General features: G+C 42.1%; 11 protein-coding genes. 4 read left to right on the top strand and 7 right to left on the bottom strand.

The window, feature by feature from the left end; translation table 11 throughout:
• Window positions 1-6: 6 nt before the first annotated feature.
• The 3 genes from ABDW33_RS22550 to ABDW33_RS22540 form a co-directional block, all read right to left on the bottom strand.
• Entirely contained in the window at window positions 7-879 is an 873-nt protein-coding gene (locus ABDW33_RS22550) for an SDR family oxidoreductase (protein ID WP_343692362.1), read from the bottom strand.
• A gap of 709 nt (window positions 880-1588) precedes the next feature.
• Complete coding sequence (locus ABDW33_RS22545) at window positions 1589-2398, bottom strand: helix-turn-helix domain-containing protein (protein ID WP_343692361.1); 810 nt, start codon at window positions 2396-2398, stop codon at window positions 1589-1591.
• A gap of 236 nt (window positions 2399-2634) precedes the next feature.
• Window positions 2635-3273, bottom strand: a complete 639-nt coding sequence (locus ABDW33_RS22540; protein ID WP_343692360.1) for a DUF2652 domain-containing protein — start codon at window positions 3271-3273, stop codon at window positions 2635-2637.
• 654 nt (window positions 3274-3927) lie between these two features.
• Between ABDW33_RS22540 and ABDW33_RS22535 the strand changes: the two genes are divergently transcribed.
• Both ABDW33_RS22535 and ABDW33_RS22530 read left to right on the top strand, forming a co-directional pair.
• Window positions 3928-4236, top strand: coding sequence for an RNA-binding protein (locus ABDW33_RS22535; protein WP_149695632.1), 309 nt, complete (start codon window positions 3928-3930; stop codon window positions 4234-4236).
• 685 nt (window positions 4237-4921) lie between these two features.
• Complete coding sequence (locus ABDW33_RS22530; protein WP_343692359.1) at window positions 4922-7348, top strand: M4 family metallopeptidase; 2427 nt, start codon at window positions 4922-4924, stop codon at window positions 7346-7348.
• Window positions 7349-7512: 164 nt separating this feature from the next.
• On the opposite strand, the gene ABDW33_RS22525 is transcribed toward ABDW33_RS22530, so the two are convergent.
• From ABDW33_RS22525 to ABDW33_RS22510, 4 genes are all read right to left on the bottom strand, one after another.
• Window positions 7513-7824 (bottom strand): antibiotic biosynthesis monooxygenase, encoded by a 312-nt coding sequence (locus ABDW33_RS22525; protein WP_343692358.1) that lies wholly within the window; start codon window positions 7822-7824, stop codon window positions 7513-7515.
• 304 nt (window positions 7825-8128) lie between these two features.
• Window positions 8129-8689, bottom strand: a complete 561-nt coding sequence (locus ABDW33_RS22520) for a Crp/Fnr family transcriptional regulator (RefSeq protein WP_343692357.1) — start codon at window positions 8687-8689, stop codon at window positions 8129-8131.
• A gap of 488 nt (window positions 8690-9177) precedes the next feature.
• On the bottom strand, window positions 9178-10623 hold the full coding sequence (locus tag ABDW33_RS22515) for a family 43 glycosylhydrolase (protein ID WP_343692356.1): 1446 nt from the start codon (window positions 10621-10623) through the stop codon (window positions 9178-9180).
• An 8-nt stretch (window positions 10624-10631) separates the two neighbouring features.
• A complete protein-coding gene (locus tag ABDW33_RS22510) occupies window positions 10632-11384 on the bottom strand; it encodes a hypothetical protein (protein ID WP_343692355.1) in 753 nt (250 codons plus the stop codon).
• 159 nt (window positions 11385-11543) lie between these two features.
• Here ABDW33_RS22510 and ABDW33_RS22505 point away from each other — a divergent pair, with 159 nt between their 5' ends.
• Window positions 11544-12221 carry a PDDEXK nuclease domain-containing protein gene (locus tag ABDW33_RS22505; RefSeq protein ID WP_343692354.1) on the top strand — a complete coding sequence of 226 codons (678 nt, stop codon included), beginning with the start codon at window positions 11544-11546 and terminating at the stop codon, window positions 12219-12221.
• 315 nt (window positions 12222-12536) lie between these two features.
• Window positions 12537-13007, top strand: a complete 471-nt coding sequence (locus ABDW33_RS22500) for a PDDEXK nuclease domain-containing protein (protein WP_343692353.1) — start codon at window positions 12537-12539, stop codon at window positions 13005-13007.
• Window positions 13008-13258 lie beyond the last annotated feature (251 nt).

Below are 13258 nucleotides of genomic sequence, written 5' to 3'. Positions count from 1 at the left end.
TTGTATTTAAGAGAAAAATGTGCGATAGTCCTGGACGAATTGTTCAAAACAGATGGGATCATGGCCGGTAATGTCTTTAACAGTGCTAAAGACCCCGGCAGCCTCCCCCTTGGAATAATGGGCATAATCCTCAATGAGGCCGCCTACCTGCCATGCCGGAAACCCCGCTACTGTCAAAGCGCCCTGCATCTGCTCCGGGCTCAGGTCGATATAAGCTATCTGTTTTTCCAGCACGCGGGAAAGAGTGTCGGCCATCTCTGCATGGGTAATCGCCTGTGGTCCGGTGATATTATAGACCTTATTCCGGTGGCCAGGTTCTGTCAGTGTCGCTGCAGCCACCGCAGCAATGTCCCTGGTATCAACTGCACTTACGTGAGCGTCGCCCAGCGACCCATAAAATTTGCCTTCGTATTTGATATATGGCTCAAAGGCAGTGAGACCCTGCATGAACAGGTTGGGGCGTAGGAAAGTATAGTCCATTCCAAGCTCTTGTATCCTGTTTTCTACTACGGCATGGTAACGAAGGAAGCGAACCGGAGAAGTAACACAGGCCGCCAGCTGCGATAGTTTTACGATATGAGAGACGCCTGCTTTATAGGCCGCATTGACAAAATTGAGCTGCAGTTGCGCTGCATGTTCGGAAGAATTGGTGAGCAAAAACACTTTATCAATACCTTCCAGGGCGCGAGCCAGGCTGCATGGGTCCGAAAGATCGCCTACGGTCAGTTCAACCTGTGGCAGGTCGCTCATCAAATCACCCTGCTCCCTGGTGCGCACAAGCGCCCTGAAAGATACATCGCTACTAACGAGCTTCTTTACCAGTTGCGTTCCAACGCTCCCGGTGGCTCCTGTAATTAAAATATTGGTTTGTTTCATCATTGTTATTTTATACTTCAAAATTCGACCGAATTCCTCAGGAAGAATTGTAAGAAAGCGAAATGGGGATTGCGATTATTGTTCTTGGGTAATTGGGTAACTTTCTTTTTTCCTACACCAGTGGCCGGTATTGATACCAGGCCGTTTTGATCTCACTGACCAGCTGCCTTTTACAGGACGCTACATTGTTTTCTACACATTAATCTGCTCTTCTTTAATACGTTTGTCATAATTATTTTTGTTTATTGTACATGCATACTGCCGTAAGCAACCGAGGTCATAGAAATTGTCAGGTTAAAATTTTGCGCGGTGTTAGACAAGGATTTGAAATGCTCACTTTGGGTGAGACTGTTCAAGGGTGTACAGACGGAATTCATCAGGTTTCCCAACGGAAGGTTGATAGACTTGTCTGGGATCGAAGGAACGTTGGTTGAATTTTTCGTTGCGTTGTGAACGCTTCCTGGATGTAAACCTCCAGTTTATACGACTGTGCGTTGGCTATGGAAGCTAGCAGTAAGCGTGCAAAGAAGGCGGGCGTATATTTCGATGTTATACGTTTGCTTGTGATCACGCAGTAAAATTGCGCCTATCCCAAAGCTAAAAATTATAACAAGGCAAAAGTGCCCGACCATATGCCTCCTCGTAACCTGGGTAGATGACTGTTGCAGGCAATCGGTTAGTAAAAGGTAAGGTAAAGGAACTACTGGCGTTATCAGAGTTTGGGATTGCAGATGGCCTCCTGGAATTTCAGGTATTTTGCCGGACTAAGCTGGAGGTAGTGGTTAAAGTCTTTTATGAGCTGGCTCTGGTCATAAAATTCACATGCTGCAATAATTTCAAACCAGTCCACTTTTTTAGACTCGCTGGCGATCGTCTGTAATAACTGAATCGCCTTCAAAAACCGCTTATATCGATGAAATTCCTTTGCAGTGTAACCGAAATGTTTTTTGTGGTTCAGTTGAATGGACCGTTCCGATAATTTGTTTTTGTGGGAAATTTCCTTGATAGCACTGGAGGTGGTGGAGTCAAAGCCGGCAATCTGTTCAGCTATGCGATCGCGGTTCCTCAAATAGGGCCTTGCAAAGTTGAGGATCATTTCCGACCTTTTTTCGTTGCAGCTGAGTTGCCTTAATTCTGACCAAAGAAGGGTAAAACAGTTCTGATGCAGCAGATCATCCGGATGCAGTGCAAGCTCCTGGCTCAAATCTGCATGAATGAAGAATCGGAAGAAGGCATCATCTTTGAAATTGCAGACAAATATCTCTGCGCCTGGCGCTAGTGAATAAGTAAAGGAATGCTTGATAGGCCCCAGAACAATGCACTTTTCTACCGTAATCTCCTCTCCGTTTTTTGCGATAAAAGATGCCGGTGTCCCAAAGCTGAAAATCATAATCGTTTGGTAGGAAGGCATAAGGGTTTTTACAACCGTTTCGCCTGTTTTATTCTCAGCATAATAAAAATGGGAAAAGACCTCCTCGAAAGTAGGAGGAACTGCTATGCGGTGACTAATATAACCATCCATATTTTAAACAAAATCACTTTTTTCGCTCCTCATGCAATTTATGGCTTTTTACGTTAAATGCCTGCGATCACAAATGTAGGGACACTTACAATCATAAAAGCCATTGACGATGATACCGTCAATGGCGAAAGGCGAAGCAAAGATGTTATTTCCAATCCATAAATTCCTTATAAACTAAATAAAAGAGGGCTAAGTAGAACCCGTATTTAACGAGCTTCTTGGCAACCTTGTAACCTTTAAACAAGATTGGGTTGAAGGCTGACTTGTCGAATGCTGGTTTGGTAATCTGTTCCATGTTTTGTTTTTTTATGGTGATTGTTAATGTTTTGCTGGTCATATTCGATTAAAAAAAAATCCCTGGATTGTCCATCCGCCTGCACGGTTGCTAACGAATCGGTAAGCAGTATATAAGCATTACTTTCGACGTTGTTTTTAAGCAGTGCGTGCGCCCTGACGACTGGTTCACCGTATAACTTTTTAAAGGCCCCGATCTTATATTCCGAAAATGATCCGTAGTGGGCAATCAGTTTTAAAGACAGGTCCAGTCTATGGCCGACGATATCCTCTATTTCCCTGAGTTTGGTATTGAAAGACGATAGCATCTCCTCATATTGTCTTACAATCGCTTTCACCGGCGGCTTGGGACCGAATTTGTAAAACAGTATAGCATCACCTTCAATTTCGCTGACTTCCAGCCCGGTACTATTGGCCTCTAAAATCACTGACAATAACTCCCGGGTAATGTAGCGGCCGGCTTCAATACAAATGCTGTTGACAAAATTTGTATAACCACTGATGTCCGGTATCATCACGATCCCATTCTCCATCCGAATGGCTTTGCTTTCTTTTAGGTATCGTTTATATAGTTGTTCCATCATTTGCTATTTGCTGGATCAAATGTAGCAACAGCCTTTTCGCTGGAATTGTAAGAAAACGAAGGCAGTGGTAATTACAGCTTAAGCCCCCTTCAGCATCTACACAATCTTTTTGTTCTGAATGATCATCATTCCATGCCAGTATTCAGTGAAGCCTGCGGCCAGCTGGAGGGTATGCATAATGGTTGGCAGGTATACATAGTGGTTGGTAGGTATGCAAAGCGAATATTGGCATGTCCCTGTAGGGCCTCTCCTACAGCGAACGGTCTTTAAGGATTTCCTTCTTAAAGTCGGGTCGATCGGGCAGTAGTCGCTAAATGCTACTGAGATGCTGATATTACCCCAGCTGACAATCCATCGGTTTGACTGAAATTCAAATTTTTATTGATTTGTAAATCACTTGACGACATTTGTTATTTGTCTATGGATGTAGTAATTTTAAATCTGCTCGTGATCTGTTAGGACTAATACAGCAATACTTATTAGAGAATTTAATAATAATGTAATATCCCTATAAATTAATCCTGTATTACCCAATTTATTGCTCTACCTTTAACAAGGTTGCATTTGGTCCCTTCTGATTGATTTTGGGTTTCTTTTTCTTCCTAAGTTTCTGTTTTTTAGCAGTATGTGTGTTTAATTAAAATTATAACTGTGAATATTTTTGTAGGTAATATAAGTGACAGAACAACTGAAGATGAAATATGGTCTTTATTTGACCCATTTGGAGTTGTATATAGTATTAATGTGGCTTATGATAAGTACAGTGGCCGTTCTAAAGGCTTTGCATTCGTTGAAATGCCAGACGATTCCAATGCAGTACAGGCAATTAAGGAATTGAATAATTCAGTAGTTGCTGGCCAGACAATAGTAGTGTATGAGGCTCGTCCAAAACCTGAAAGACCAGAAAATAATCGTTTCTCCAGATCCGGCCCAAGACCTGGATTTAGACCCAGATACTAATAGTTGGATGTTTTAAAACGTCGATTACCTTTATCTGTTAAGAAAGCAGAAGAGCAAAGCCGCAGAATACGTTAAGTAATTTGTGGCTTTGCTCTTATTTTTCTATGTACCAAATAGTAGCACCCCAAGCTGAGCTTCCTGCTTAATTTTCTAATTATACCCTCAATATACCATCAAGGATGGGATATATTAACAGAAACTGATACCTCTGACTTTTATATTGCTCTTGTTTTTTTACCAACTCAATTATTTCTTATTCCTGGTTTAAAGAATGCGCCAGGAAATTTGGTAGTTTCGAACCAATAAAACACTTTACCAGCTTGAATATTAGTATTCCCGGATAAAAAGAGCAAATCAAGTAAAACGACAAAACCCATGCTTAGCAAGGCTTTTGTTGTTTTGCGGGCTACGAGAGACAAAGCCTCACTGTAGATGATCTGATAAAAAGACTTACACCTAAAAAAGATAATCAGCATAAATAATCGTTGATGAGGATATGGGCATATAGATATATAAGAATATCCATATGCCCATATCTTTATGAATCTATCTCTCTGCTAAAATAAATTGTAATTCAAAATTATTCGGTTACATTAGTTATGTTATTCCACATACCGATTGTTGTTAATACCGCCTTAGGACCTATTCCCACATACATTTTAACCCTTAATGAATACTTACACTTATGAAGAACAAACTTTTACTCTTCGCATGCCTCCTGCTATTACAGACAACTTCATGGGCACAACAGGTTATCCTGGAAACCGATACCGCCAGTAACGGTAAGGTGAAATTCATGCGCCTCGACACCAAACAAGGCCCTCAATCAACTGCCGACGCTCAGGGTTTTATGAGAAAGAACCTGAGAATGTCAGCAGATGATAGTCTGCGACTGGATAAAGTGATTACACAAAATGACCGTAATCATCTTCTTTATCAGCAGTATTATAAGGGATACAAAGTACCCTCGGGTACTTATGCTGTGCATTCACATAATGGCATCATTGAATCGGCTAATGGCTTTTTTCAGGACATTGGCAAACCGTCAGTAGCGTTGAAAGTAGACGAGCAAACAGCCCTGAAAAATGGGCTAAGTTTCATTCATGCGCGAACTTACGGATGGGAGGATGAATTCACACAAAAGAGATATCAGGAAGCAACCAATAATCCCAAAGCAACCCTTTATCCTAAAGGAGAACTGGTGATCACCAGGGATGACAGTATCACTCACTCATTCCGGCTGACTTACAAATTTCATATTTATGCTGTAGCACCGTTGGGTGATTACAACGTATATGTCGATGCTATCACCGGAAATGTAATCGGAAAAGAGCAGCTCATTATGGATACCAATACTCCCGGATTCGTCACGACGTTGTACAATGGCTGGCAAAGTGTGACTATGGACTCCTACTCCGGAGGTTACCGACTCCGGGAATCCAGAACAACCAACGGACTCAGTGCACAGATACAGACACTGGACATGCAAAACGGGAGTAACTATTCAGCGGCGGTAGACTTCAGTAATTCAGGTACTGGCTGGACGACCGGCAATGCAGGTCATGATGTGCACTGGGGTACGGAGAAAGTGTTTGACTACTGGGCGGCTGTGAGAGGCCGGAATAGTTATGATAATCTGGGTGCAACATTATTTGGTTACGTACATGCCGATCTTCATGGGATTAACCCCCTGTATTATCCCAATAATGATAATGCATTCTGGGATCCCACCATGCATAGTATGACATACGGAGATGGTACAACCCAGTTTAAAGCAGTGACCTCACTCGATGTAATTGCGCATGAAATAGGGCATGGCATCTGCCAGGCAACCGCTGCTCTTGTCCCAGGTTACACCGAAACCGGGGCGTTGAATGAGGGCCTCAGCGATATATGGGGTGCTGTAGTAGAGAATTATGCTACACCTTTTAAACAACCCTGGCTGATAGGAGACGAAATCATGAAGAACGGACAACCCTGCCTTCGCTCTATGAGTGATCCCAATTCACTATCTTATCCCGATACCTATCACGGTACCTACTGGGACTATAATAATGAACCTCATCAGAACAGTACAGTGCTCAGTCACTGGTTCTACCGGCTGAGTCAGGGAGGAAGTGGAACCAATGATCTGGGGAATAGTTACTCCGTAACAGCGCAGGGAATAGACATTGCTGCCGATATTGTATGGAACGCAGAATCTACCGGTAAGCTCCAGCCAAACAGCCAGTATAACGATGCTCGGACTGCAACCATCAATGCCGCGATCGAATTATATGGTGCCGGTAGTTGCCAGGTCAAGGCAGTTACCGACGCCTGGTATGCTGTAGGTGTAGGTGCTGCACCACCTAATGCCAACCTGGTAATTTCCGGTACCTCAGCCTTCTGCTCATCGGCTACTTATACAGTAAGCGGTGTACCAGCCGGCCAAACAGTTACCTGGACTGTCACACCTGCAGGGTATGTTTCCGTCAATGCTTCCGGTAATACTGTAATCTTAACGAAGACCGGCTCCGGTAATTTCACGCTTACTGCCAGTTTACCAAACTGTATTTTCGCGTCAATGGCTGTTACTACAATATCTAAGATGAATATTACTTATAGCCAGAGCGGACCATGTAACGGTGCATGGCAGGGATGGATGGTCAATACCAGTCCCAATATGCCGCTTAGCAATTGGAGTTGGACCAGCTCACCCACAACCAACAGCCAGATCAATATATATAGCTCCGGCTCCTCATCTTCTTATGTAAGTGTATACGGTGGTGGTGGTGTCAATATTACAGCTACAAATGCCTGTGGTGAGACAATACATGATGGTGTAACAGTTTACAGCAGTTGCCCGCGTTCTCTGGCTTTTGTAGTATCACCTAATCCCGCGTCAAATACCGTGAATATACAACCTTCAACAGCGCAGGTGCAGAAAATAACACCGCAAATTACCAATGTAAATATTTACGATCAGAACGGAAATCTTTTAAGAAGGCGTAAATACGCGAACGTAAATAATGCACAGCTTAATGTAAGTGGATTGAGAACAGGTATCTATTATTTAGAAATAGAATACGATAAAACGAAAGAAAGACAACCACTGGTTATTGGTCAGCAATAATACTGTAAAAAAAGCCTTCAGATTACATATCTGGAGGCTTTGATATTTTAACTGCGTTTCGGTACGGAGAAGGAGAAATGCGCACCCTTATGAGAAGCTACCTGGAGCCTACAATTTAACGATACCTAATTCCTGATACGTTTGATGATGCAGTTCTTTCCATGTTAATTGACAGGCCGGAAAGGTTTCAAAAAGCGAATGCCATTTTCTATAGACCCTTCCATCATTTTTAATAATTGAGGGCCTTTTTCTTGCGAACGGGTGCTATTTAAATGTCCTTGCAGCGCATCCATACTTTCCCATCGTTCGATGATAATAAATTTCCCCGCCTGTCCCTCCACTTCGTGCGCTTCATAGTCTATACATCCAGCATCGTAACGAGATGAAGTGATTACACCTGTTATAAAAGATTTCATTTCAGCTTCCATTCCTACTTTTGCTTGTGCTTCCCAAAGCACAGTAACATAATTATTCATTTTTGTGTTTTTAATAAATGATCATTGTATAAGTAATGCGTTATTAGAAGCTATTATTGATCAGCTTAATTATAACGCAAGGGTATTCACAGGCAGGTTCTATCCTTGTCAACCTCTTTCTAAGTTTCGAGCGGCTAAGTAAACGTACACTCCTTTTTTCGCGGATTGCCACGCAACTTCAAATCCAATACCTTTATTGGATCCTGTGATTAATACGGATTTCATTTTGTGCTGTTTAAAAAATTAATATTGCAAAGTAGCCTTGTATCAAATGGAATCGTTTACCATTTGGTAAAAAGTAATTTTAACGGATATTTTTTCTAATCCGGCTTAATGATTGTTGTGTAATCCCCAGGTAAGACGCGATATAGGACAGCGGAACACGATTAACAACTGTTGGGAATTTTTCCAAAAAGGTCAGGTAACGAGTTGTTGCATCTTCTGAAACCAATGAACTTCGCCGGTCTAATTTTTCAACTAAGACTTTTTGAAATATCATATTTTTAATATCATTCCAGCCTACGATTGTATTGGCCAACTCGGCCCAATCCTGCTGTGAAAAGATTATAAGTTTACAATCTGTAGCAGCGTGAATATATTCCGTCATTGGTTCGCCTTTGTACGGATTTGAAAACAAGCGATTTTCTTCAATAAAATACTTAGTAATTTCATCGCCTTTCTTGTCATAATAGCAAATACGCAAGATGCCTTCTAAAATAAAAACAGCACTATTGAACTGCTTACCTGCTTCAACAAAATATTCGTCCTTTCGCAGTTCTTTTTCAGTCGCTTTGCTCTTAATCAAATCAATTTGCTGTTTATTTAAATTGCCAAACTGCAATATGTATTCAATAAATCGCTCCATAGTGCAAAGTTATAATACTCCATAGTGCAAAATTTACCATTTGGTAAAAAGCGTAGTTACGCATCTAAAAGCTATAGTTACTTCGATCAAACGAGACGAACAACCATTGCTTTTCGGAGAAGTACTATTCAGCCGTTTCGTATGAATAGTTATGAAAAAGGTCAAGTTCATTGGAAAGGTGAAATGCTATTGAAAGGGGATGCTTATTCTCCAATCGGATTATGGCAGTACTGACACGAGTACGGAAAGCCTAACTCGAGACTAGGATCACTTCATTCCAAAACAAAATATATCAATATGTGGCATCCTGCAGGAGAACAAATCCTAAGAACGGCTAAGGCTTCTAAAAAGATTTAGATGAAATAGCGCTAATCTCCCCAGCCCCAACACTTGCAGACGCCCACAGTGGATTTCTAATCAGGTTTGTTAAATTTAACCAATGCCGCATGCGATGTGTGGATGGCTGTAATCATTTTAAGTGAACACTATTAATGCGTCCTGAGATCCCATTTACAGTTATCGCTCTTCATATCAAACTTAGCTAATGTCGGTGAACTGTCCCCAAAGGATACCAGTGCTAACTGCTCTTTCGAGTTGGGAACTACTTTAGGCATAATACGGTATGTTCCATCGGTCAATTGATCTATCATCCATAATTGCTCGGGCGCGCCGGTAAATTCAGGTACTGTTATCACTTCTGCGTCTGCGGTAGCCGCTAATGCTCTACCTGTTCCTGCTATCGTTATTTTATAATAAGGTCCCCCGAGGTAGCCGCCCACGCCGGGAACGGCTGTAATGGTCCATTTCTGATGCGGGCGAAACATATAGTCGCCTATTGTTACACCAATGTTCCCGGTTGGCCAATTCTTTATTACGTCCGCCAGCTCCTGAGAGGGAATAGGTTTTACCGGCTCATTGTTGTTGCGGTTAAAGCCGCGCGCTACACCTGCCATCCGGGTAAAATCAACGTCTATTTGTAGGGCATATCCCCGTCTTTCAGATGCTATTTCGTACGTTCCTTCTTTGAGGTTATCACCCGCAACCGGCCATCCGTTTTTCCACAGCAAGGGGCGGATGCCAAGCACACTTCGGCCACCCTGGTCCAGGTCGGCTTCATAATGGCAGGACATTTTTTCAATTCCATCTCCCAAAACCGTACGCCCGAAATGACCGGGGCCGATAAGCCTCTCGCCGGCCGCCACCACCAGTTTACCACCGCCCTTTAACATCTCCCTGCCGATATTATCAATATAAGGGCCGGTCACTTTTTTGGAGCGCCCGACAACAATATTATACGTGGAGTTTGGCCCGTCACAACAAGTACCATGTGTTCCTAACAGGTAGTACCATCCATCGCGGTAGATCAGGTCTGTGGCTTCACAATCAATGGCGATATCCAAGGCCTTATTGCCCTCTACCCGCTTACCTGTTTTGGGATCAAGTTCTACCAGGCGGATGTATCCAAAATAAGTACCGTAAGTTAACCATAGCTTTCCAGTGGCCGGATCGAGAAGAAGGCTGGGATCGATCGCATCATTATCTTCGATGCCATTGGATGAAGCAACGACTATAGGGTCCGAATATTTGAAATCGGGTGACTTTGGGTCAAGTGTTTTATTCCACATGGTCAATATCTTTCCATTGTGCCCCCCGAACAGTCCACCCCCGGTCGCACCATACACAACAAGATAACGGTCGCCAATTTTTAATATATCAGGTGCGGCGCCGCCCCCCGGGCGCACGGCGCCGTCGTTCCATGTCCAGCCATCATCGGATATCAGGCCGCCACCACCCGTACCAAAGGTGTAATATTTCCCATCCGATTGTGCGATGGTAGACGGATCATGTATAAATGGCTTGCCAATTTGCGCAACGGCTGACCCGCCGGTATATATCGAAAGCGCAGCTATAACGCTTACTATTTTGGTCTTCATATTTACTATTAATTTGTGGTGATGGTAAGGTTCTTTATCGGCGCTCCGTTCTCATCCAGAAAGCGAACGCAAAAGTCGCTTAATCCCGGGCCGTTGATCACCGCCGCGCGTAGTATATTTTTCCCCTTATTAAGTGTCAGGCGCGCAGAAGCGCCATCATCCATTACCATACGCCTGTCGCCATCAAGTATCACTGCCTGTTTTCCGTTCAGCCACCACATTGACCCGCCGTTGGACCCTACGGCTAACCTTACATTTTTCATTTCGCTCGGACTGTTCACTATGGTTACCGCCCAAAACAGAACCGAGTAGCTTTGCTTGTGAAGACCATAGGCGAAACGGAATAATTTCACATTGAACGTCGGGCTTTCCAGGGCGTGCCATGCCAGTTCCTGCTCGCCCACCTTTACCTTTTCCCCATCTTTAGGAATAACGGTGAACTGGTCCGGGAAATAACTGGTGTCAAATGCTTTCTTCAGGTAGTCAACCGTAAATACAATATTGCTTTGTATTGACTTATTGATCGGCTCCAGTAGCAACCAACGCTGGATAAAGCCGTCGACATCGGGTGTTTTTTGGGCCGTCGTTGCAGGTTTAAAGAATGGCGTGATACTGCGTATGCTATCATGCTCTGTGATGGAGTCTCTTCTCAGGCCACGTGGAGGCCAGGTAGGAGGGGCAGTTTGCGCATGTGCGCCGGATACCAGCAGTATGATCATGCCGATCGCCGTCAAGCATAATTTAGGGTTAAATCTTATCATATGTCAAACAGGGTATAACTAATGTCTAAAATACAATTATTATCATTACAGATCCTTAAAAAAAGATTGCTTTGTAAACCTCCTAATGCCAGGTAAAAGAAGTGTTTTCTTTCTTTTTTTGCGTCAACCAGTGTTTGGAATCTTTGATCCTGAGTCTGTTTGCTTTCCGGTAAATTTGAATTTCTGGAAAGGCGTATTGCTAAGGTAATAGCCCATGCAAGGAAAACAGTTTATAGGAGTACCAATACGATATTGTTAAAAACGTATTGGGAAATAGGTAAGCTCATTATTGAGGATGAGCAAAATGGTAAGAATAGGGCGGCATATGGGCGAGCAGTTCTGAAAAGCCTTGCTACTAAACTTACCTTAGAGTTTGGAAAAGGTTTTGATGAGAGTAACTTAAGGAATATGCGGAATTTTTTTCTGGCATTTCAGATTTGGGACGCGGTGCGTCCTGAATTGAGTTGGACTCATTATCGGATTATAAGCCGGGTTGATAATCAGTCTCTTAGGGTGCTGCTGGTTGGTCACGCTATTGACGGAAATTGGAATAGCCGTACATTACAACGTAACGTTGATAGTCAATATTTAGGACGAATGCTTAAACTTCCTGAAGATGAATCAAAGGAGGCTGCGCATTTTATTAAAGACCCATACCTTTTTGAGTTTTTAGGTTTACCGCTGGATAAAGAACAATCGGAAACTAAAATAGAATCAGCACTAATAAATCATCTGCAGCAATTTTTAATGGAGTTAGGAAAGGGCTTTGCATTTGTGGCCGCCAACAGCATATCGTTACTGATACTTCTGATTTTTACATTGATCTGGTTTTTATAATTATTATTTGAAGTGTTTCGTATTACTCGAATTAAAAACACATAAACTTACTCATGAAGCCATTGATCAGATGGATATGTACGTAAGAATGTATGATGATTTGAAAAAGAGCGATGATGATAGCCCTACGATTGGTATTATTTTGTGTACAGAAAAGGACGAGACTATCATAAAATATTCTGTATTGGCAGAAAATCAAAAGTTGTTTGCTAGTAAGTATCGATTATATCTTCCTGACGAAAATGAGCTAAAGCAATTGATTGAAGAAGAAAGGATAAGATATGAGCTTGATAGTAAGTATTTCGTAATGCTTATATGCTTGAGTTCTTGGGATTAGAGGAAAAAGCAATATACACGGAGACAGACCTTGAGCAAGCTATCATTAATCATTTACAGAGTTTTCTTTTAGAATTAGGTAGAGGATTTTGTTTTGAAGCCAGACAAAGACGGATAACATTTGATAATACTCATTATCGAATAGACTTGGTATTCTACCATCGCATATTAAAGTGCCATGTTCTGCTTGATTTAAAGATTGGTGAATTTACACATGCAGATGCTGGTCAGATGAACGTATATCTAAACTATTATAAAGATAATGAAATGCAGGAGGATGATAATCCGCCTGTAGGGATTATTCTCTGCGCAAATAAAAATGAGAATCTGGTGAAATATGCTACTTCTGGTTTACCACAGCAGATGTTTGTATCTAAATATCTAATTAATCTACCTAGTGAAGATGAACTGAAAATGATTATTGAAGATGAACAAAGAAAACTAAGTTAACCAGATATTGATGTTTTGGTTGATGGTTGTTTAACGAGATTATCTTGGTAGTTTCAAACCAACAAAACCTTTTCCCAGATAGAATATTAAGATTCTGGGGCAAAAAGATCAAATTGTGCAAGAGGGTGTCTCATAAGTAAATGAGGCACCCTCTCATTTTTTTGAGTTATATAGCATTTTAAGGGTCGCCCTATATTGATTTTTGGGTAATCGTTTTGAGAAGGAAAGTTTTTCAAATAGCTCCCGATTTT

This window comes from Chitinophaga sp. (assembly GCF_039596155.1).
Classification (GTDB): Bacteria; Bacteroidota; Bacteroidia; order Chitinophagales; family Chitinophagaceae; genus Chitinophaga.
The sequence above is the reverse complement of the archived record's forward strand: the minus strand, read 5'-3'. Positions and strand labels throughout refer to the sequence as shown.

Excerpts from the sequence above, each read along its gene's own strand:
- ABDW33_RS22550 (WP_343692362.1), bottom strand. The coding sequence starts at position 879 with ATGATGAAACAAACCAATATTTTAATTACAGGAGCCACCGGGAGCGTT.
- ABDW33_RS22545 (WP_343692361.1), bottom strand. The coding sequence starts at position 2,398 with ATGGATGGTTATATTAGTCACCGCATAGCAGTTCCTCCTACTTTCGAG.
- ABDW33_RS22540 (WP_343692360.1), bottom strand. The coding sequence starts at position 3,273 with ATGGAACAACTATATAAACGATACCTAAAAGAAAGCAAAGCCATTCGG.
- ABDW33_RS22530 (WP_343692359.1), top strand. The coding sequence starts at position 4,922 with ATGAAGAACAAACTTTTACTCTTCGCATGCCTCCTGCTATTACAGACA.
- ABDW33_RS22525 (WP_343692358.1), bottom strand. The coding sequence starts at position 7,824 with ATGAATAATTATGTTACTGTGCTTTGGGAAGCACAAGCAAAAGTAGGA.
- ABDW33_RS22520 (WP_343692357.1), bottom strand. The coding sequence starts at position 8,689 with ATGGAGCGATTTATTGAATACATATTGCAGTTTGGCAATTTAAATAAA.
- ABDW33_RS22515 (WP_343692356.1), bottom strand. The coding sequence starts at position 10,623 with ATGAAGACCAAAATAGTAAGCGTTATAGCTGCGCTTTCGATATATACC.
- ABDW33_RS22510 (WP_343692355.1), bottom strand. The coding sequence starts at position 11,384 with ATGATAAGATTTAACCCTAAATTATGCTTGACGGCGATCGGCATGATC.
- ABDW33_RS22500 (WP_343692353.1), top strand. The coding sequence starts at position 12,537 with ATGCTTGAGTTCTTGGGATTAGAGGAAAAAGCAATATACACGGAGACA.